The following is a 19656-nucleotide window of genomic DNA, read 5'->3' as shown; positions in this document are numbered from 1 at the left end:
CCCTTCGCGCTGAGGGGGTCCCCGGGCGGGGGAGCGCCGCCGCGCCTCCGTCAGACGGCGGCGGCGACGGTCCGGCGCAGCCGCCAAGCGGCCAGGCTGAGGCTCAGCGCCGCCGTGCCGGCCAGGACCCCCAGGTCTGGCAGGGCGGTGGCGAGCGACTGGCCCTTCATCGTGACCTGCTGGAGGGCGTGGGTCATATAGAAGCTGGGCATGACCCGCATGATCGCCTGCACGATCTCCGGGGCCTGATCCAGGGGCAGCATCGCGCCGCCCAGGAAGCTGAGTCCCATAGAGACGATGATCGAGACCGGCATGGCGGCCTCGCCGTTGCGGACGAAGGCGGCGATGGCCAGCCCGATGCCGATGCCCGCCGTGCTGCTCAGCAGCAGGATGAGGAGCGTGCCTGGCAAGTTGGCGGGCATGTGCACGTTGAACATCGCGATGCCCGCGCCCCAGAGCACAAACCACTGCAGGACCGCCATCAGTTGGATGCTGCCCACGGTTCCCAGCAGCCAGCTGCTCAGGGTCAGCGGCGTGCTGAACATGTGGCGCAGCGTTCCCGCCCGGCGCTGGAAGGAGATGGTGGGACCGACCGACATGATCCCGGCGTTGAGCACCATGTAGACCAGGAGGCCGGGCATGGTGAAGTCGAAGAAGCCCAGCCGCTCGGTGGAGTCGAGGCGCCGGTCGCGCACGGTGAACAGCGGCTCCCGGCCGAACGTCTCCAGGCTCTGAACCAGGTACTGCAGCCCACCCCTTGCAGCGACCGATGCGCTGGAGGTCGGGTCCCAGTGGAGGGTCAACTCGCTGGGGCCGGTGCCGGCAGCCACCCGCTCGCTCAGCCCGGGCGGCAGCACCAGGACGGCCCTGACCTTGCCGGCGTCCAGCCGCCTGATCAGCTCGGCCTCGTCGCCCACCTCCACCCGGAAGTGGCCCGACTCGCGCAGGCCGGTTTCGATCAGCCGGGCCACGGGCCCGCCGTCCTGATCCACCAGCCCCACCGCCACGGTGGCGACGGTGGTGATGTGGGTGCCGCCGTTGGCCGCACCGAAATAGAGGAGCATCAGCACGGGCATGATCAGGTTGAAGAAGAACGCGGTCCGGTTCCGCATCAGCTGCCGGAAGTTCAGCATTAGCACCTGCCGCACCTGGTTGGCTCTGCGCATCAGTCACGCAGCCTCCTTCCCGTGAGGGCCATGAACACGTCCTCCATCGTGGCCGAGCGCGTGCGCAGATCGGAGAGCGGGAGGCTGTGCTCCTGGGCGTAGTTGGCCAGCGCCATCAGGGTGGCCGGCGGGTTGGCGGTGTGCAGCAGCACCCGCCCGTCCTCTGACCGCACGCCGGTCACGGCGGGCAGCCGCGCCAGCGCGGCCAGGTCCACCGGGGCGCCGCCCGGGTCCAGCTCCACCGCGGCCTCCGGTCCGTACGCCCGGGCCAGCTGCCTCGGGCTCCCCTCGGCCAGGATGCGGCCGTGGTCCATCACCACCACCCGGTCGCACAGCCGCTCCGCCTCGTCCATGTAGTGGGTGGTCAGCAGGATCGCCCGCCCCTCCTCCCGCAGGCCCAGGATCACGTCCCAGAGGGCGTGGCGCGCCTGTGGGTCCAGCCCGGTGGTCGGCTCGTCCAAGAAGAGCACCGCCGGCCGGCCGATGAGGGCCACGGCCAGGGCCAGCCGCTGCCGCTGCCCGCCGGAGAGGTGGTTGCACTGGGTGCGGGCCTTCTCTTCCAGGCTGAACCGCCGGAGCAGGTCGCCCACCGGCAGCGGGTCTTCGTAGAAGCTGGCGTACAGCGTCAGCACCTCCAGCACGGTGGCGTACTCGGGCAGCCGTGCCCACTGCAGGGCGATGCCGATGCGGTGCCGGATCTCACGGCTCTGCCGCAGGCTGTCGAAGCCGCAGACGCGGCACTGGCCGGCATCCGGGACCCGCAGCCCTTCCATCATCTCAATCGCCGTGGTCTTGCCGGCGCCGTTGGGGCCCAGCAGGCCGACGATCTCGCCGGCGCGCACCTGCAGGCTGAATCCGTGGACGGCCACCACGTCGCCGTACCGCTTCGTCAGCCCCTGCGCGTCGATCAGAATCTGGTCCATGTTCACAGCCTCCCCCGGGCGTTGAGCACCGTGTGGTACGGCGGTCAGCCGGTGCGCCATCCGCGTTTCCCCCCTGCCCATTTGTCAGCGGGTGGTGTATCGCGGGCTGTTTCTCCCATGCGCGAACGCCGGATCTTCCGCGCATCCTTATCTGCAAGGCGATCGTACCGCACCCCGGGGTATCCCCACCATCGCCTGGCCGGGCGTTTTCGCCGGTTCCAGTCGGGGGAAGGGGCGGGTCACCCATTCGGGTGATCCGCCCCTTCTTCACTCGTGGGGAGCCGGCCGCAGCAGCGTCGACCGGTCCAGGAGAAGGCCGACAGGGTGCGCACGCTGCTCGTCCCGACCACCGAAAACGGGGCTCCTGGGAATATGGGGAGAATTTCCCTGTTTTTTTCACGAAGTGCAGGGAATCCGGCACCATATCGCGCCGCCCGGAGGGGTTCGCGGCACCGCAAGCCAGGCGATCCGGTTTCGCAGAAGGCGATTTCGACAGGGTACGACAGCGTTCGACCTGAAGTTCGCCGCCGCCAAGTTGACATAACAACAATACGGGGAGCCTTTCCCTTCATTTCGTGAAAAACAGGGGGAGGATTTCCCCATATTCCTCTGGCCACTGGAACACACTGGATCCGGCAGCGGGCGAGCGGCTGCCACGGTGCTTCTACGGCACGGGGGGCGGGGCACCCAGTCGGGTGCTCCGCCCCCTACAGCCTGAGCCAGCCGCGCGTGAGCGCACGGGTGACTGCCTCCGTACGGTCGCGCGCCCCCAGCTTCTGAAACAGGTTGGAGATATGGGTCTTCACCGTGTTCTCACTGATGCAGAGCGCGGCGGCAATCTCCTTGTTGGCCGCGCCCGAGGCGATGAGCCGCAGGATCTCGCTCTCGCGCTCCGTCAGCCCCTCCGCCGGCTCCTGCCGGGCCGCCGGCCCGCCCTGGCTGATCACCTGCACCAGCTTGGCCGCGATCTCCGGCGGGAGAAGCGACTGCCCCCGGGCAACCGTCTCGATTCCCCGCAGCAGATCCTGCGGCGGGGCGTCCTTCAGCAGGTAGCCCTTCGCCCCGGCCTGGAGGCCGCCCCAGATCAGCTCGTCGTCGTCGTAGGTGGTGAGCACCAGCACCTCGACGCCGGGGAAGCGGCTGCGAATCTGCCGGGTGGCCTCAACGCCGTCCATCACCGGCATCTGGATGTCCATCAGCACCACGTCGGGCTGGACGGCGGCCACCACCTCCAGGGCTTCCCGACCGTCGCCGGCCTCGCCCACCACCTCCAGGCCCGGCGACTGGCGCAGCAGGGCGACCAGGCCGGCCCGCACGACGCGGTGGTCGTCGACCACCACCAACCGAATCGCCATCTCACCCACCCTTTCGCAGGGGAACGCGGACCACCACGCGGCAACCGGCCCACGGTCTCGTATCCAGTTCCAGACTCCCACCCACCTGGCGCGCCCGCTCGGCCATCATGCCCAGCCCGAACCCGCCGCCGGCGGGCCGCGGCGGGCAGGCCGGATCGAAGCCCACGCCGTCGTCGGCCACCTGCAGGGTGACCTCGCCGCCGGCCTCCGCGAGGCGCACGTCGAGCCGGGTGGCCTGCGCGTACTTGACGGCGTTGCGCATCGCCTCCTGCGCGATGCGCAGCAGGGCCGCCTCGACGTGCGGCGCCAGGTCGTCGACCGCGCCCCGGGCCGTGAACTGCCCCGACAGCCCGACCTGCCGCTGCAGGGCGGCCAGCTCGGCGGCCAGCGCCTCCGACAGCCGCCGGTCCTCCAGCGGGCGGGGGCGCAGGTTCCAGACCGAGCGCCGGGCCTCCTGGAGCGACTCCTGCGCCAGCGTCAGCGCCGCCTCCCGGTGGAAGCGGGCGGTCTCCGGATCGGCCGCCGCCTCCATCGCCCGTAGCTGCATGATGATCCCCATGAACCCCTGCGCCAGGGTGTCGTGGATCTCCCGGGCCATCCGGTTGCGTTCCTCCACGACGGCCAGGCCCCGCAGCTGCCGCTCGGCCTCCAGCAGGCGGGCGTTCTCCAGGGCGACGGCCACCTGCCCGGCGATGGTCTGCACGGTGAAGTGGTCCTCCTCGTCGAAGGGGTCGGGGCTGAGGCTCTGCACCACCATCAGGCCCAGGGTGCGGTCGGCCAGCCGGATGGGAATGGCCATCTCGGCCTCGACGGCCATGTCCGGCAGCAGGGGCGTGGGTGCGGCGCTTTCCGGCGGGCTGTCGGCCCCGGCGGCGTCGGCCCGGGCTGGCCCGTCGTCGGGCGGCTGATCAGCCAGCGCCCGCGCGAGCGGAGACGGGTTGGGTCCCACCAGCGGGAAGGCGCGCCCCAGGGGCACCTCCTCACGCCCCCGGGCCGCGCAGGCGGCCAGCACCAGGTAGTCGCGGTGCTGTAGCAGCACGGCCACGACGTCGTAGCCGAACGTGCCTCGCATGACCCGCGTGACGAAGTGGAGCAGCACGTCCGGCTCCAGCACGGCCGCCACCTGCTGCCCCACCTGCCCCACCGCACGCAGCTGGTCCGCCTTGCGGGCGAGCGCCGCGGTGCGCGCCGCCACCTGCTCCTCCAGGCTCCAGGTCACCGTGTCGAGCTGCTCCGCCAGGTCGCTCAGGGTGCGGGCCAGCAGGAACCAGTCGGTCCCCGGCTGCAGCACCGCCCGGGCCCCCAGATCGCCCTCCCGCAGGCGGCGGGCCAGGGCCAGCACCTCGCCGATCGGCCGGGCGACGCGGAGCGCCAGCAGGTAGAGGAGGAGGGCCATCGGGAGCGCCGCCCACGCCAGGGGGCGAGGCGCGAGGCCGGACGCGGGCAGGATGAGCCAGGGCGCGAGCCCGACGCCCAGCAGAAGCAGGAAAAGCCGGTGTTGCGGCGGTAGGCGGGCCATTCCGACAATCACCCCGGTCTTGAGGGTTCTCACCCGGGACTCGCGATCCCTTCCATGCTTGACAGAACTTTGACGGAGTGCTTACCTGAGGGTGGATCGTTATGCAAGAATCGACATAACGGCGATGTCAAGGAGGAGACGACATGTCACGTCGCTCGCGGAAGGTCCGCATCGTCGCGCCGATCCTGGCGCTGCTCCTGGTGCTGCCGCTGATCAGCGCCTGCGGCGGCTCGAAGTCTGCCCAGACCGGCCACAACGAGCCCGCGTCGCCTGCGACCCAGACGGCTCCGTCCCCGGCCCCGACGACCACCCCCGAACCGACCACCAGCCCGGCCGCCAACCCCCAGCCGGCATCCAGCCCGGCTCCGGCGACCACCCCAGAGCCGGCGGCCAATCCCGAGCCGGCCAGCCCCGAGCCCGCGGCTGAGCCGCAATCGGCCACCCGCACCATCGTCGACCAGGCCGGCCGCACGGTGACCATCCCCGCCGAGGTGAACCGGGTCATCACCACCTGGCGGCCGTCCACCCTGCTGGTGATCTCGGCCGGCGGGCGCGACAAGATCGCCGGCGTGGACACCTCCTCGCAGAAGTCCGAGTTCCTGACGAAGGTCTTCCCCGGCATCACCGACCTGCCCGGCGTGGGCAACAAGAAGGGCCTCAACGTCGAGCAGATGGTGGCGGTGAAGCCCGACGTGGTCTTCATCTGGCACGGCGCCGACACCGAGCCCGTCATCCAGCAGCTGGAGTCGCAGGGCATCCCGGTGGTCGTGCTGATCCCCGAGAGCCTGGAGCAGATGAAGGAGGCCGTCACCCTGCTGGGCGAGATCATGGGCACGCAGGAGCAGGCCCGGAAGATGATCGCCTACTACGAAGACACCCTCGCCATGCTGAAGGAGAAGGTGGGTTCGATCCCTGAGGCGGAGAAGCTCCGGGTCTACATGGTCGGCTCCAGCGGCGTCTTCTCCACGGTGCCGGGTACGATGTACCAGCACTTCATCATCGAGTCGGCCGGCGGTATCAACGTCGGCGCCGAGCTGCAGGGCGGCTTCTCCGAGGTCTCCGCCGAGCAGGTGGTCGCCTGGAACCCCGACGTCATCGTGGCGGTGCAGTACTGCGACTGCACCACGGAGGAGATCCTGACCAACCCGCAGCTGCAGACCGTGAAGGCGGTGCAGGACGGCCGGGTCTACATGTTCCCGCACAGCATGGACCCGTGGGACTACCCGGAGCCCCGCTCGATCCTGGGCATGCTCTGGCTGGCCCACACGCTCTACCCCGAGCGGATGGCCGACGTGGACCTGCTGAAGGAAGTCGACACCTTCCACGAAACCTTCTTCGGCAAGAGCTTCACGGCGCTCGGTGGAACGCTGGATGAGTAACGGCGAAGCACGGCCCGCCCGCAGGTGGCGGGCCCTCATCCTATCGGGACTGTTCACGGCGGCCGTGGTGCTGCTCTCCTTCGGCATGGGCCGCTACGCCATCGCCCCGGGCGAGGTGCTGGGGATCCTGTGGCAGATCGCGACGCTCCAGTTCGACCCGCAGACGGCGGGGGAGGCGGCCCGGGTGCTCTACTACATCCGGCTGCCGCGCATCCTCCTGGCGGCGCTCACCGGCGTCGCCCTGGCCGGCGCCGGCACCCTGTTCCAGGGCATGTTCCGCAACCCGCTGGTCTCCCCTGATGTGCTCGGCGTCTCCTCGGGCGCGGCGCTGGGCGCGGCCATCGGCATCCTGCTGCCGGGCGGGGGCAGCATCCAGGCCTGGGCCTTCTGCTCCGGCGTGGCCGCCGTCGCGCTGACCTACGGCATCGCCCGGGCCGCCCGGGGGCAGTCCGTGGTGATGCTGGTGCTGGCAGGCATGGTGGTCTCGGCCTTCTTCGGGGCGGCGCTCTCCTTCCTGAAGTACGTGGCTGACCCCTACGAGCAGCTGCCCGCCATCGTGTTCTGGTTGATGGGCGGCTTCTACCGGGCGTCGTGGCCTGTCGTGCGCAGCCTGGTGCTGACCGTGCTGCCCGGGGCCGTCCTGCTCCTCCTGACCTCGTGGAAGTTGAACATCCTCTCCCTGGGCGACGAGGAGGCGCTCTCCCTGGGGGTGAACGTGCGGGTGATGCGCCCGCTCCTCATCGCGGCCGCCACGCTGATGGTGGCGGGGGCCGTCAGCGCCGCGGGCACGATCTCCTGGGTGGGCCTGGTGGTGCCCCACATCGCCCGCATGCTGGCCGGGGCCGACCACGACCGGTCCATGCCGGTGGCCATGCTCTTCGGCGCCGGGTTCATGCTGCTGATGGACGACCTGGCCCGCTCGCTCACCACCGCCGAGATCCCGGTGGGCATCCTCACCTCGGCCATCGGCGCGCCCTTCTTCGGCTACCTCCTGATCACCGGCAGAAGGGAGGCGTGGCGGTAGGCGATGGCCATCGAGATGGAAGCGGTCCGCTTCGGCTACCGGGGGGCGGAGGTGATCCGCGGCGCCAGCTTCGCCGTGCCGGAGGGGTCCATCACCTGCCTGCTCGGGCGCAACGGGTCGGGCAAGACCACTCTGATCCGGCTGGTGAACGGCATCCTGCGGCCGCAGGCCGGGTCGATCCGGGTGGACGGGCACGACGTGGCCCTCAGCCCCCGCCCGGCCGTGGCCCGGCGCATCGCCTTCGTGCCCCAGGAGCATCAAGGGGTTTTCCCGTATGGCGTAGAAGAACTGGTGGTGATGGGGCGCAACCCGCACCTGAGCCTGATCTCCCGGCCGGGCCGGCGGGACTTCGCCGCCGCCCGGGCCGCCATGGAGGCGGTGGGCATCGCCCACCTGGCGGGGCGCGACTACATGCAGATCAGCGGCGGGGAGCGGCAGCTGGTGCTGATCGCCCGGGCGCTGACGCAGGAGACGCCCTACCTCCTGATGGACGAGCCCACGTCGCACCTGGACTTCTCCAACCAGCACGCCATCATGGCGATCGTGCGGCGCATCACCCGGGAGCGGGGCGTGGGCGTCCTGGTGGCCATGCACGACCCGAACCTGGCCCTGGCCTTCGCCGACCGGGTGGTCATGCTGCGGGAGGGGCAGGTCTACCGGGCGGGGCCCGCGGCCGAGGTGATGACGCCGGAGCACCTGCAGGCGCTCTACCAGATGCCCATCGACGTGGTGGCGCTGCCGGACGGGCGCCGCATCATCGTGACGGAAGCGAGGTAGATGCAGTGCTGCTGGAACGGGTGCTGGAAGCCGCGTCGCCGGGTCTCTCGGGCCGGCGGGTGCGGGCGGTGCGGATCGGTCCGAAGATCGTCGGCGCGGTGCTGGATGACGGCCGGTTCGGCGCCGGCTACCACCTGCCGGGGGAGCGCCAGGGGGGCTCGCCGCCGGTGGAAGAGACCGCCGTCGGACTCGCCGCCCTGGCGGGGCGGCCCGCCCTGGCCGTGGCCCGGCGCTGCCTCCCGGGGCAGACCACCTTCGACCGGGCGCTGGGGCTCGCCCTCTGCAACGCGGTGGCCGAGCCCGACCCGTCCCGCTGCCTGGTCGACCCCGACGCAGCCGCGGCCGTGCCTGCCCGCGCCACCGACACGGTGGGGTTCGTGGGCTACGTCGGCACCGTGGTCCGGCGGGTCCAGGCGGAGGCTGCGCGCACGATCATCTTCGACCGGTCGCAGGAGGACCAGGAGGACGTCTACCCCGAGGAGCGGCAGCCGGAGCTAATGCCGCAGTGCGATCTGGTCTTCATCACCGGTTCCGCGCTGATCAACTGCACCCTGGAGCGGCTGCTCACCTACTGCACGCGGGCGCGGGAGATCGTGCTGATCGGCCCCAGCACGCCGCTGTATCCCGAGGCGTTCGCCGGCTCCGGGGTGACGGTGCTCGCCGGCTTCCGCTGGCAGGTCGCAGATCCCGACGAGGCCCTTGCGCAGATCGCCGCCGGGGCGCACTTCAAGCACCTGAAGGGGCGCACCAGCCTGACGCTGCGGGTGGAGGAGCCGCATACGCAGAAAGCGAGGTAGCCAACGATGCTGCTGGAACGTCTGTACGAGGCCGCCGCCCCGGACCTGGCGGGCAAGCGGGTGCAGGAGGTCAGGATCGGGAACCACCTGGTCGGCGTGCTGCTGGACAGCGGCGAGCTCGGCGCGGCCTACGCCCTGCCGGGGGAGCGGCGTGCGGTGCTGCCGGTCTTGCCGGATCCGTCCCGGTTCGTCGGGATGCCCGCGATCGAGCTGGCGGCCGGGCTGAAGGCGCCCGACCTGGTGTCGCGGGCGCTGGGGATGGCGGTCTGCAACGCCGTGGCGCAGCCCGACCCGGACCGCTGCCTGGCAGACCCCGATGCGATGACGACGGTGCCCGTCCGCCCCGGCGACACCGTGGGGCTCATCGGGTTCATCCGCTCGGTCCACCGCAAGGTGGCGGGGCGGGTGGCCCGGATCGTCGTCTTCGACCGGTCGCTGGAAGGCGAGCCCGGCATCTGCCCGGAGGAGCAGCAGCCGGAGCTGCTGCCGCTGTGTGACGTGGTCTTCGTCACCGGGTCTGCGGTGACCAACGGCACCCTGGAGAAGGTGCTGCCCTGGTGCACGAAGGCCCGGGACGTGGTGGTGATCGGGCCCAGCACGCCGCTCTACCCCGAGGCGTTCGCCGGCACGGGGGTGACGGTGATCGCCGGCGCCACGTGGCTGCCGGAGCACTACGAGGAAGCCCTGGCCGGCATCGCCGCGGGCAAGGGGTTTCACGAGATGGGCGACCTCACCCGCCGCTGGGCGCTGCGGGTGAAATAAGGCCAACTGCATGACTGCGTGTGGGGGGTACAGCCCGTGTCACGCGCCCAGGTCATCGTGCATCGCGGGTGTGAGGTCCTGATGGTCAAGCACCGGCAGGGAGGGGCGGAGTGGTGGTGCCTCCCCGGCGGCGCGATCCTGGACGGGGAGTCGCCGGCCGAGGCCGCCCTCAGGGAGCTGGCCGAGGAGTGCCATGTGGTCGGCAGGGTGGTCCGGCCCACCAGCGTGGTGACCTACGGCCCCGACGACCGGCACTATACGTTCCTCGTGGACATCGGCGACCAGGAGCCCCGGCTGGGGCGGGATCCCGAGTACGAAGGCGACCGACAGGTGCTGGTCGATGTGCGCTGGATGCGGCTGGATCAGCTCTCGGAGCGGGACCGGGCCTTCCTCTGGACGGCGGGTCTGCTGGGTGTGGGCCCGTTCGGGGAGATGGTGCTGGGGTGGGGGGATGCGGTCAGCTGTCCCGCCGACCCTGCTGATCAGGGCCGATGACGAAAACTGCCTGCCGGGCGGGTCATCCGCTCCGACAGGCAGCTTTTTCGCGCGGTGCGCGTCCATCCAGTCCGGTTACATGGGCCCCCGGTCCACCGGGGCGATCGTCCCCTGGGCCAGGGCACACAGCTTCTCCTCGCCGTTCTGCACCACGTAGACCTCACAGCGGCAGACCGCCTGCCGCCTGCCCACCGCCTTGGCGGTCGCCCGGGCGACCAGCGCCTCGCCCACCGCGGGCCTCACGTAGTTGATCTTGAACTCCTGCGTCACCACGCCCTGGCCGAACGCCGCCCCGCCGGCGAACGCCATTGCGTTGTCCGCCGCGTAGCTCACCACGCCGCCATGCAGGAACCCGTACTGCTGCTTGAGGTCGTCGCGCACGGGGATCACCAGCTCCGTCTGCTCCGGGGTCCATACCGTCAGCCTGGCGCCCATGAGCACGCTGAACGGCTGGCTGGCGAGAACCTGCTCTCCGAAGGCCAGCATCTCGGACATGTCCGTATCCTCCCCTCTGCCTGCTCAGGAGTTTGACATGCCTGCAAACATCCCTTCTCTGGTGGCATCCGGTGGCGGGCGGGGCTGACGCGGCTACTTGACGAACGTGATGGGCGCGTCCAGCTCAGGGGGCGCCTCAAGTTCCACACATGCCGTGACCAGCGGCCTCAGCAGCCGGTCGACGCCTTCCAGATCCGCCGGGCGGCCACCGGCAGGGATGGCATCGAACACCCTGCGAGCCGCGCGGCCGCCGGAATGCGTTGCCCGGGCGCATGTGAACCCGACCTCGCCCGCCCAGCGGAGCCACGTCCGGCAACTCGGATGTGCCAGTACCCAGTACACGGCGTCGGTCAGCCACGGGCGTGCGCGCTCCAGGCCCGCAACCGTGAGCGTGCCGGCGCCCGGCGCCGTGCCGCCGGTGAGGTGTCCGGCCAGCTCGCCGAGGGGCAGGCGGAACTGCAGGCCGTAGTAGGTGGCCTGCTCTTTCTCGATCGTGCGCTGGATGATGACCAACTGCGTAACGCCGGGCTCGCTCTCCCACGCGTCCACTTCGACCTCCTTCCCGCCCCGGTAGCGGGAGAGCCCCTCGTAGTGGAGGCGCAGCCGACCGCCCGGCTTCAGCACCCGGTGCAGCTCCCGGAGGGTCGCCCGGGGGTCGGGCGTCTGCTCGACCGAGCTGGCCGCCATGATCCCGTCGAAGCTGTTGTCGGGAAAGGGCAGCGGCCGGCCGGCCGGCACGTGGACGCAGCGGAAGTTGTCCACCCCGAGCCGGCGCGCGTTCGCCTCGCAGACGGCCACGCGCCTGGGCGCCGCGTCCACGCCCGTCACGTGCCGGGCGAAGGGGGCGACCAGCAGCGAGGGCCAGCCGTCGCCCGGTCCGAAGTCCAGGAGGTTGCCGCTCCCGGCTGTCGTCAGGAAGTCGAGGATGCACCCCCGGTCCAGCCAGTGGGCCGGGTTCGCCGCGTCGAAGGGCAGGTGGACGACGGGCAGCGAGAAGGCGGCCTGCGACTCCTGGCGCTGGAACAGGCCCTCGTCGGACGTCACGGCGCGGGGGTGGAACTCTTCGACTATGTACTCGAATACGTTCACTTGGGCCACTCCTTCCGCAACGCTGGTTCAGTTGTTCCCCGGCCGGGGCGGAGAAGCCTGCCAGCGCCCAGTGGACCGAACAACTCGACCCAAACGCGGTCAGACAGGCCGGCGGGGACGATGCGTCACAGGCTCAACTCCGGTCCCAGCCAGCGGAACCCCTCCATCTCCCACAACTGGAACTCCGGCGTGTGGAGCGGCGGCAGGGTCTCCAGCCGGTGGCGGAAGGGCTCCACCGCCTCGCAGGCGGCGAGGAAGGGGGCGTAGGCGGCCGCCATCGCCGGCGAGACCTGCACCAGGTAGCGGAACAGGAGGCGCATCGCCTGGAGGGTTCCCTCGGCGGAGAGCTTGGCCTGGCGAGCGATCACGGGCACGCGGTTCAGCAGGAAGTGGAGGAAGGCGCCGAGGGGCGGCGGTCGGAGCGGGTCGAGCGGGTTCCCCGGCCAGCGCTCCGCCCACGCCTCGGCGAGCACCGAGGCGGCGCGCTGCTCCCGGGGCGGGAACTCTGCGAGGAAGCGCGCGAAGCCGGCGGCGAGCTGACCGCCGTCCCGCCAATGGTCGTGCGTGATCCCCGGCTGCAGCGACGCCCGTCCCCAGTAGGAGGCCACCAGCCGCCGGTCCGGGCCCCAACGGAGCGCCTCGCCCACGGCCGGGAAGGGGAGCAGCCAGACCGGATCGGGCACACGGCCCGGCCGGTAGAAGCCCTCGGCGAGCAGCAGCTGGATCGCCTCGGCCTCCGACAGGCCCCGGTAGGGGTCGACGGAGACCTTGGTGGCCACGATGCGGGCTGCGGCCTGGTCGGCCGGCAGCGGGTCCAGCAGATCGCGCCCGGCCCGGCGGTGCAGCTGGACGGACAGCCTGAGGGGCTCGACCTGCACCACGGTGAGCCGCAGTTCGTCACCGACCTCGGGCCGGAGGGCCGCAAAGGCCGGGTCCGGGCGGGCGGGGTCGCCGAGGACGCCTGAACCGCCGGCTGCGCCCCCTGCCGCGCCCTCCGCCGCAAGGCGCGTTCTGTCGGCGGCTGCGCCGCCGACCGTGCGCGCGGCGTGCCCCCCATCCACCTCCACCGCAAACGGCGGCCGGCAGCCCGCCAGCGTCAGGGCCAGGAACCAGTCGCCCGACGGGCTGAGTCGCCGGGCCTGCCACTCCGGCCAGGTGATCACGTGCCGGAAGGTGGCGCCCGCCAGCAGCGTGTCCCGCCGGGCCGCGTAGTGGCCGGCCAGCAGCAGGTAGGGGTCGGGGAGGTGGGCCGCTGCGTCCTGCACGGTCTGGTAGGCCGTGTCGTCCGGCAGGGCCGCGGCGGTGGGGCAGGAGGTCAAGACCTCCTCCAGCTCGACGCAGCCCCCCCGCTCGTCCACCAGCGCCATGATCTCGCCGGCGATCCGCTCCCGCGGGGGCAGGCGCCTGCCCGGAAGCGGCTCATCCCGGTAGACGGGGGTGCGTTCGCCCCGGGCCAGCGCCGCTGCACCGGCGCTGATCGCGCTGTAGTAGCGGGCCAGGACCTGTTCCGCCGTCTCCTCCACCGCCTGGTGCACGTGGAAGGTGCTGCCCCAGCGGGTGACCCGCACGACCTCGTAGCGCCGGGTGCGGTTCAGATGCGGGTCCAGCGGCAGCGGGCCCAGCACCTTCAGGAGGGCGTCGGGCACCGCCGCGTCGCCCGGCCGCACGGGGATGCTGGACGGGTCGGTCTCCGTCTCCAGGAAGCGGTCGGGGTCCAGCAGGGGAGCCAGGGCCGCGGCCGGCATATGGCCTGCCGCCCTAGCCTGATCCGCGAGGTTGGCCCGTACCCCGGCCAGAAGCTCCTCCCGCCCCCGGCCCAGCACCTGGAGCCAGAGGAAGGGATTCGCGGCGAAGCTCTGGGCCGCCCGCACGGCCAGGACCCGCTGGTGCCGGCAGCCCCAGCGCTCGCCGCAGGTGCAGCGGAACTGTCGGCCGTGGCCCCGGGGGAAGAGGCTGAACCCCGCCTGGTTGACCAGGTCCTCCAGCTCAGGGCCCAGGCTGCCGCTCAGCAGCCGTCGGGCGGCCTCGGGGTCCCGGGCGATGGCCTCCTCGATGCGCCGCCACTCCCGCTGGCCCAGGGGCTTGAACCTCATGGTGGCGGTGGCCGTGGTGCCGGACCGGCCCACGCCCACCTGGGCCGTGATGGCGCCGCGCGCGAACTCAAGCCGGGCGTCGCCCCGCCCGGCGCTCTTCTGCTGGCCCGGGGTCATGGGCAGCAGGAGCAGCTCACGCTGCAGGTAGGTGAGCCACCGCTCGCTCAGCCAGTCCGCCATCGCGTACGCCTCCCTTCGCAGCCTGATCAGGGTTCGCTGCCCCGGGGCTGATGGCTCTCGCTCCAGGGCAAACCGGGGCCGCGCGTTCCTACATCTCGCGCTCCAGCGTGATCAGGGCCCGCAGTTCCTCGGTGGAGAGATTGCCCAGCCAGGCCTCCCCGCCGCCGATGACCTGCGCCGAGAGCGCACGCTTCTCGGCCAGCAGCCGGTCGATGCGCTCCTCCAGCGTGCCGGCGGTGACCAGCCGGTGGACCATCACCCGGCGGGTCTGGCCGATGCGGTAGGCCCGGTCGGTGGCCTGGTCCTCGACAGCCGGGTTCCACCAGCGGTCGACGTGGAAGACGTGGGTGGCGGCGGTGAGGTTGAGCCCGAGGCCGCCGGCCTTCAGCGACAGGAGGAAGAGCGGCGCCTCGCCGGCCTGGAAGCGGGCGATCAGCCGCTCCCGCTCCGGCTGCGGCGTCCCGCCGTGCAGGAAGAGCACCGTGCAGCCCAGCTTCTCGGCCAGGTAGGCCTGCAGCCGGCTCCCGAACCGGGCGAACTGGGTGAAGAGCAGCGCCTGCTCCCCGGCGGCCAGCACCTCCTCCAGCATCTCCACCAGCCGGTCGATCTTGCCGCTCCGGCCCACCAGCGGCCCGTCGCCGGTGATGGCGGCCGGGTGGTTGCAGACCTGCTTCAGCCGGGTGAGTCCCGCCAGGACGGCGCCGTGCCGCTGGATGCCCTCGGTCTGGGCGGCCCGTTCCAGGGTCTCCTGCACGATGGCCTCATAGAGCGCCGCCTGCTCCACCGAGAGGTTGACCAGTTCGGTTTTCTCCAGCTTCTCGGGCAGGTCCGGGGCGATGGCGGGGTCGTCCTTCTGGCGGCGGAGGATGAAGGGGCCCACCTGCCGGCGCAGGCGGCGGGTCGCCTCCTCGTCCTGGAACCGCTGGATCGGCAGGGCGTAGCGCCGCTGGAACTCCTCGTAGCTGCCCAGCAGGCCGGGGTTGAGGAACTGGAAGAGCGACCAGAGGTCGCCGAGGTGGTTCTCAATGGGCGTGCCGGTGAGGGCGACGCGGTAGCCCCCCGCGAGGCCGTGGAGCGCACGGGCGTGCAGCGTCGCCGGGTTCTTCAGGTTCTGCGCCTCGTCGGCCACGATGCCGTTCCAGCGGACCCGGCGCAGCAGGTCCGCCTCCCGGGCCACCAGCGAGTAGGTGGTGAGCACCACGTCGTGCCCGGCCGCCTCGCGGGCGAAGTCCTCCTCGCCGAGGCGGCCCGCCCCGTGGTGGACCAGCACCCTCAGCCCCGGGGCGAAGCGGGCCAGCTCCCGCCTCCAGTTGCCCAGCACCGACACGGGGCAGACCAGCAGCGTCGGCCCCGCGGCCAGGCCGCTCTCGCGCTCGTGCAGCAGCAGGGCGATCAGCTGGACCGTCTTGCCCAGGCCCATGTCGTCCGCCAGGCACGCGCCCAGGCCGAAGCGGCGCAGGAAGGCCAGCCAGGCCAGGCCGCGCTCCTGGTAGGGCCGGAGCGTCCCGCTGAAGCCCCTCGGCGTCGGCACCGGCTCCACCCGGGCGGGCTCGTGCAGCTTGGCCAGCAGGTCCGCAATCCAGCCGGTCGCGGTGGTCTCGTCCACCTCGGGGGCCAGGCGGAGCGCGGTGCCCAGTTCCACCTGCCGCCCGTGCTGCTCGATGCGCCGCAGCACCGCGGCCAGGGTGCGCTCGTCCACCCGCACCCACTGCCCGTGCATCTGCACCAGCGGCCGCTTCTGCCGGGCGAGCTGGCGCAGTTCGTCCAGGGTGAGCTCGGTGTCGCCCAGGGCGACGTCCCAGCGCACGTCCACGATCTGGTGCAGGCCGAAGAGGGAGGGGCCGGCCCCGGCCGGGCTGAGCCGCATGCCCACCCGCAGCGCGGCCGGCTTCACCAGGGCGGCCGGCAGCAGCACCGGGTGGCCCGCCTGCTGCAGCAGCAGGGCGCCCTCCTGGATCAAGGCGATCACGTCCTCGGTCGCGATGGCGATGCGGGCCGGGGCCGACTCGCGCAGCAGCGGCGCGAGCGGCGGGTAGAGGCGGGCCATCGCCGGCAGGTCGGAGAGCAGCCGCTGCTCGGCGTGGCGGTACCGCTGTCCGCCGATCTCCACCTCCTGCCCGAGGCTGGCCCAGACCGCCTCGGCGGTGAGCGGGAGAGCGCCCTCGTCAGGCGCGTGCAGCGTCAGCTCCAGCTGCCAGTCGCCGCCGGTCTCCGGACCGGGCGGGTTCAGGCGCAGGCCGGTGCGGAGGGCGGCGTGGCCCAGCACGCCGGTGGCGGGCGCGCTCCAGCGGTCCAGGGCGGCGAAGAGCGCCTTCTCGCCGGGCAGGCCCGGCGGCAGGTCGCGGGGCGCCGCCCCGGCCAGGGCGGCCAGCCAGTGGCGCAGGGCGGTGTCCTGCAGCGACTGGGCCTCGGGCAGGGGAACGCCGTCCAGGAGGAGCCGCACCACCCCAGCGGCGGACGTGCGCATGAACTGGTGCAGGAGGGCGTCTGCGGAGGGCAGGGCGTACGACCTGTGGTCCCGGTCCGGCGGCACCAGGGCGCGGCAGGCCTCCGGCAGGCCCGCGGCCAGCCGGGTGATGCGCCGGACGTCCTCCGGGTCCGCCAGGTGGAGCGACCAGCCGGCGGCCAGCACCCCGGCCTCCGCCTGCAGCACCGGCAGCATCCGGCCCCGGGCCAGCAGCTCCAGCAGCAGCTTGGCGGCGATGCTCCAGAGCCGCAGGCTGTGCCCCGGCTTCAGGGAGGTGCCGCCGAAGTGCTGCTCCAGGTCCAGCAGCCACTGAACCGCGTTGGGCAGCGACAGGGCAACCCCCGGCAGCCGTACGGGCCGGGCGCCGTCATGATCGGGCTGCCACTGCACCAGGGTGAGGGCGCTCAGGTAGGGCAGGCCCCGCAGGGCCGGGTAGAGCGCCTCGGGCGCCGCCGCCGCCGGATGGACAGGGATCGCCCGGCCCCGCCGTTCGGGAGGGGCCTCCGCCCCGGGGTCGAGGCCCCAGAGGAAGAAGAGGCCGGCCGCGCCGGCCGGGACGAAGCTGCCGTGAATCGCAACCATCCAGACGCCTCGCAATCAGGTGGTGGTAACCATACCTAGTTCGGCCACGGGGGCGGGGCCTCCTGCCCCAAGGGCAGTGCGCACCGTGCGCGGGGCCGCAGCCCGCCGGCCGACCCTGGCGCCTGTCTTTGCCGGCGCCCGCTCGGGCCGCTGCGCGCGGGCTCACGCCGTGGCCCGATCCCGCCCCTGCCCCTGCCCCATGGGCAGGCGTGCGCTCCCGGCGGATGCACGCCGTCGCGCCGGCAGGCCCGTCTATGGTAGGATGATCCTGAACACGCCTGCAGCGAGGAGGTACCCCATGACACGGCAGGATCCCGTAGGGCCGGTGCCGCGGCTTGCCCTTCCCTCCGGTGAGACCGTCCCGATCCTCGGCCAGGGCACCTGGATGATGGGCGAGGGAACCCGCACCCGGCGGGAGGAGGTTGCCGCCCTTCGCCTGGGCCTCGACCTGGGAATGACCCTGATCGACACCGCAGAGATGTACGCCGGCGGGGGCGCCGAGGAGGTGGTGGCCGAGGCCGTCGCCGGACGGCGGGACGAGGTCTTCCTGGTCAGCAAGGTGCTGCCCCAGAACGCAAGCAGGCAGGGGACCATCGCGGCCTGCGAGCGCTCGCTGCGGCGCCTGCGCACGGACCGGATCGACCTCTACCTGCTTCACTGGTGCGGACGGGTGCCCCTGGCGGAGACCCTGGAGGCCTTCGACCAGCTGGTCAGGGCCGGCAAGATCCGCTACTGGGGCGTGAGCAACTTCGACACGGACGACATGGAGGAGCTCGTGCAGCTCGCGGGCGGCGCTCAGGTGGCGACCAACCAGGTGCTCTACAACCTCACCCGGCGGGGGATCGAGTTCGACCTCCTGCCCTGGTGTCGCGAACGGCGCATCCCGATCATGGCCTACTCGCCCATCGAGCAGGGCCGGATGCTGGGCAACCCTGCGCTGCGGCGGGTGGCGGAGCGCCACGGCGCCACGGCGGCGCAGGTCGCCCTGGCGTGGCTCCTCAGGCAGCGGGACGTCATGGTCATCCCCAAGGCCGCCCGGCCCGAGCACGTGCGCGAGAACCGGGCGGCGCTGGACCTGCAGCTGACCGCGGAGGACCTGGCCGAGCTGAACCGGGCGTTCCCGGCGCCGACCCGGAAGGTGCCGCTGGAAGTGTTGTAGTCAGGCGGCCGGCTCGCCTGCGGCCACCAGCTCCCGGCTGCCCACGAGGCAGAGGGAGATGAGGAGGATGACGGCGCCGGTGCCCACCAGGAGCAGTTCGATGGAGACCACATCTGCCACCGGGCCGAAGACGAGCATGCCCAGGGGCATCATGGAGCTGGAGATCATCCCGAAGACCCCGAACACCCGGCCCAGGAGGTCGGGTTCTACCTTCTCCTGCAGAAGCACCATGGCCGGCGTGTTGAGGAAGGGCATGGCGACGCCGAAGAGGCCCATCAGGGCGAGGTAGATCCAGAAGTTGGGCACCACGCCGAGGCCCAGCGTGCAGGCGCCCATGGTGACGCACGCGAGGGCCATGGTGTGGATGCGGTTGCGGAAGCCGCCCCAGGCCGCGATGAGCCCGCCGCCCAGCAGCATGCCGACGGAGAAGATGACCTCGATGGCGGTCAGCCGCCAGACGTCCTCGCCGAAGGAGCGGGCGACCTGCAGCGGCGTGAGGAACGCGGCCGGCGCGATCAGGATGAAGAGGGCCGCGCAGAAGGCGAAGAACCGCTTCACGTACGCATGGCCGCCGATGTAGGCGAAGCCCTGCCGCATGTCCGCGAAGTAGCTCACCGACTGGGCCTGCTGCGCCTTGGCGTGTACCTTCACCCGCACCAGGGCCAGCAGCGTGAAGATGGCCACCGCGGCCGTGACGACGTCGATGAAGAAGATGGCCTCGATCGATGCCACGGAGAGCAGCGCGCCCGCGACCATGGGGGAGACGAGGGTGACCAGCGACTGGATGCTCCCGTTGGTCGCGTTCACCCGGGTGAGCTGCTCCACGGGCACGATATCCGGGAGGATGGCGCCCACCGCGGGCTGCTGCACGCCCCCGCCGATGGCGCGGATGGCCGACATGGCGAAGAGCAGCCAGAGGGAGCCGTGCCCGGCCAGGAAGAGCAGGGCCATGATCAGGGTCGCGGCCGCGATCAGCGCGTCCGCCAGGGCGATGAGCAGCTTGCGGTTGTACCGGTCGGCCCAGACGCCGGCGAATGGCGAGAGGAAGAAGGTCGGCAGGAAGCCGCAGACGATGGCGATGGTCATCATGGCGCCGGACTGGGTCGTCAGGGTGATGTGCCACGTGATGGCGTACTGAACCAGCGCCGAGCCGAAGAGCGAGATGGTCTGGCTGCTCAGGAACAGGACGATGTTGCGCTTCCAGTCTTCCTTCATCCAGCTAACCCCTCCCCTTGTGACGGCGCCACAGGGTTCGATTATACCAGAGGCGGCGGGGTTGCTCCAACAGGGACGACGAGACGCACCCGCTGCCTCTGCCGGGCGCGGGTGCGCGTTTCCAGTTGGGCCTGCCTGGCGGCAGGGCGGTGGGCCACGCCAGTATCGTCGAGCAGATG

16 protein-coding genes are annotated in these 19656 nt (G+C 71.8%); 7 read left to right on the top strand and 9 right to left on the bottom strand.

Annotated features, from left to right (window positions below; translation table 11 throughout):
• Positions 1-50: 50 nt before the first annotated feature.
• From J2Z79_RS04245 to J2Z79_RS04230, 4 genes are all read right to left on the bottom strand, one after another.
• Positions 51-1166, bottom strand: a complete 1116-nt coding sequence (locus tag J2Z79_RS04245) for an ABC transporter permease (RefSeq protein ID WP_209465623.1) — start codon at positions 1164-1166, stop codon at positions 51-53.
• Positions 1166-2089: an ABC transporter ATP-binding protein gene (locus J2Z79_RS04240; protein WP_209465622.1), complete on the bottom strand. Its 924-nt coding sequence runs from the start codon at positions 2087-2089 to the stop codon at positions 1166-1168. Before J2Z79_RS04240 ends, J2Z79_RS04245 begins: the two co-directional genes overlap by 1 nt.
• Positions 2090-2796: 707 nt before the next feature.
• Positions 2797-3444 (bottom strand): response regulator, encoded by a 648-nt coding sequence (locus J2Z79_RS04235; RefSeq protein ID WP_209465621.1) that lies wholly within the window; start codon positions 3442-3444, stop codon positions 2797-2799.
• A 1-nt stretch (position 3445) separates the two neighbouring features.
• Positions 3446-4963 (bottom strand): GAF domain-containing sensor histidine kinase, encoded by a 1518-nt coding sequence (locus J2Z79_RS04230; protein ID WP_209465620.1) that lies wholly within the window; start codon positions 4961-4963, stop codon positions 3446-3448.
• 143 nt (positions 4964-5106) lie between these two features.
• Between J2Z79_RS04230 and J2Z79_RS04225 the strand changes: the two genes are divergently transcribed.
• From J2Z79_RS04225 to J2Z79_RS04200, 6 genes are read left to right on the top strand one after another with little or no spacing between them, the layout of a single operon-like run.
• Positions 5107-6342: an ABC transporter substrate-binding protein gene (locus J2Z79_RS04225; protein ID WP_209465619.1), complete on the top strand. Its 1236-nt coding sequence runs from the start codon at positions 5107-5109 to the stop codon at positions 6340-6342.
• Entirely contained in the window at positions 6335-7366 is a 1032-nt protein-coding gene (locus tag J2Z79_RS04220) for a FecCD family ABC transporter permease (RefSeq protein ID WP_209465618.1), read from the top strand. Before J2Z79_RS04225 ends, J2Z79_RS04220 begins: the two co-directional genes overlap by 8 nt.
• Positions 7367-7369: 3 nt before the next feature.
• Complete coding sequence (locus tag J2Z79_RS04215) at positions 7370-8143, top strand: ABC transporter ATP-binding protein (RefSeq protein ID WP_209465617.1); 774 nt, start codon at positions 7370-7372, stop codon at positions 8141-8143.
• 5 nt (positions 8144-8148) lie between these two features.
• Positions 8149-8940 carry a Rossmann-like domain-containing protein gene (locus tag J2Z79_RS04210; protein ID WP_342589410.1) on the top strand — a complete coding sequence of 264 codons (792 nt, stop codon included), beginning with the start codon at positions 8149-8151 and terminating at the stop codon, positions 8938-8940.
• Positions 8941-8946: 6 nt separating this feature from the next.
• Positions 8947-9702, top strand: coding sequence for a DUF364 domain-containing protein (locus tag J2Z79_RS04205; RefSeq protein WP_209465616.1), 756 nt, complete (start codon positions 8947-8949; stop codon positions 9700-9702).
• Positions 9703-9738: 36 nt separating this feature from the next.
• The gene (locus J2Z79_RS04200; protein ID WP_209465615.1) at positions 9739-10197 is read left to right on the top strand and encodes an NUDIX hydrolase; all 459 of its coding nucleotides are present in this window, start codon (positions 9739-9741) and stop codon (positions 10195-10197) included.
• A 75-nt stretch (positions 10198-10272) separates the two neighbouring features.
• Here the strand turns inward: J2Z79_RS04200 and J2Z79_RS04195 are convergent, their stop codons facing one another.
• From J2Z79_RS04195 to J2Z79_RS04180, 4 genes are all read right to left on the bottom strand, one after another.
• The gene (locus J2Z79_RS04195) at positions 10273-10692 is read right to left on the bottom strand and encodes a PaaI family thioesterase (RefSeq protein WP_209465614.1); all 420 of its coding nucleotides are present in this window, start codon (positions 10690-10692) and stop codon (positions 10273-10275) included.
• 93 nt (positions 10693-10785) lie between these two features.
• Positions 10786-11781 (bottom strand): class I SAM-dependent methyltransferase, encoded by a 996-nt coding sequence (locus tag J2Z79_RS04190; RefSeq protein WP_209465613.1) that lies wholly within the window; start codon positions 11779-11781, stop codon positions 10786-10788.
• Positions 11782-11906: 125 nt separating this feature from the next.
• Positions 11907-14054: an SWIM zinc finger family protein gene (locus J2Z79_RS04185; protein WP_209465612.1), complete on the bottom strand. Its 2148-nt coding sequence runs from the start codon at positions 14052-14054 to the stop codon at positions 11907-11909.
• A gap of 88 nt (positions 14055-14142) precedes the next feature.
• On the bottom strand, positions 14143-17103 hold the full coding sequence (locus tag J2Z79_RS04180; RefSeq protein ID WP_209465611.1) for a DEAD/DEAH box helicase: 2961 nt from the start codon (positions 17101-17103) through the stop codon (positions 14143-14145).
• A 298-nt stretch (positions 17104-17401) separates the two neighbouring features.
• On the opposite strand from J2Z79_RS04180, the gene J2Z79_RS04175 reads away from it, so the two are divergent.
• Positions 17402-18262, top strand: coding sequence for an aldo/keto reductase (locus J2Z79_RS04175; RefSeq protein WP_209465610.1), 861 nt, complete (start codon positions 17402-17404; stop codon positions 18260-18262).
• On the opposite strand, the gene J2Z79_RS04170 is transcribed toward J2Z79_RS04175, so the two are convergent.
• The gene (locus tag J2Z79_RS04170; protein ID WP_209465609.1) at positions 18263-19477 is read right to left on the bottom strand and encodes an MFS transporter; all 1215 of its coding nucleotides are present in this window, start codon (positions 19475-19477) and stop codon (positions 18263-18265) included.
• Positions 19478-19656 lie beyond the last annotated feature (179 nt).

Source organism: Symbiobacterium terraclitae (genome assembly GCF_017874315.1).
Taxonomy (GTDB): domain Bacteria; phylum Bacillota; class Sulfobacillia; order Symbiobacteriales; family Symbiobacteriaceae; genus Symbiobacterium; species Symbiobacterium terraclitae.
Note: the sequence above shows the minus strand (reverse complement) of the source record. Positions and strands in the feature narration are given on the sequence as shown.

Bases quoted from the DNA above. Each gene is read 5' to 3' on its own strand.
- J2Z79_RS04245 (WP_209465623.1), bottom strand. From the start codon at position 1,166: ATGCGCAGAGCCAACCAGGTGCGGCAGGTGCTAATGCTGAACTTCCGG.
- J2Z79_RS04240 (WP_209465622.1), bottom strand. From the start codon at position 2,089: ATGGACCAGATTCTGATCGACGCGCAGGGGCTGACGAAGCGGTACGGC.
- J2Z79_RS04235 (WP_209465621.1), bottom strand. From the start codon at position 3,444: ATGGCGATTCGGTTGGTGGTGGTCGACGACCACCGCGTCGTGCGGGCC.
- J2Z79_RS04230 (WP_209465620.1), bottom strand. From the start codon at position 4,963: ATGGCCCGCCTACCGCCGCAACACCGGCTTTTCCTGCTTCTGCTGGGC.
- J2Z79_RS04225 (WP_209465619.1), top strand. From the start codon at position 5,107: ATGTCACGTCGCTCGCGGAAGGTCCGCATCGTCGCGCCGATCCTGGCG.
- J2Z79_RS04220 (WP_209465618.1), top strand. From the start codon at position 6,335: ATGAGTAACGGCGAAGCACGGCCCGCCCGCAGGTGGCGGGCCCTCATC.
- J2Z79_RS04215 (WP_209465617.1), top strand. From the start codon at position 7,370: ATGGCCATCGAGATGGAAGCGGTCCGCTTCGGCTACCGGGGGGCGGAG.
- J2Z79_RS04205 (WP_209465616.1), top strand. From the start codon at position 8,947: ATGCTGCTGGAACGTCTGTACGAGGCCGCCGCCCCGGACCTGGCGGGC.
- J2Z79_RS04195 (WP_209465614.1), bottom strand. From the start codon at position 10,692: ATGTCCGAGATGCTGGCCTTCGGAGAGCAGGTTCTCGCCAGCCAGCCG.
- J2Z79_RS04185 (WP_209465612.1), bottom strand. From the start codon at position 14,054: ATGGCGGACTGGCTGAGCGAGCGGTGGCTCACCTACCTGCAGCGTGAG.
- J2Z79_RS04180 (WP_209465611.1), bottom strand. From the start codon at position 17,103: ATGGTTGCGATTCACGGCAGCTTCGTCCCGGCCGGCGCGGCCGGCCTC.
- J2Z79_RS04175 (WP_209465610.1), top strand. From the start codon at position 17,402: ATGACACGGCAGGATCCCGTAGGGCCGGTGCCGCGGCTTGCCCTTCCC.
- J2Z79_RS04170 (WP_209465609.1), bottom strand. From the start codon at position 19,477: ATGAAGGAAGACTGGAAGCGCAACATCGTCCTGTTCCTGAGCAGCCAG.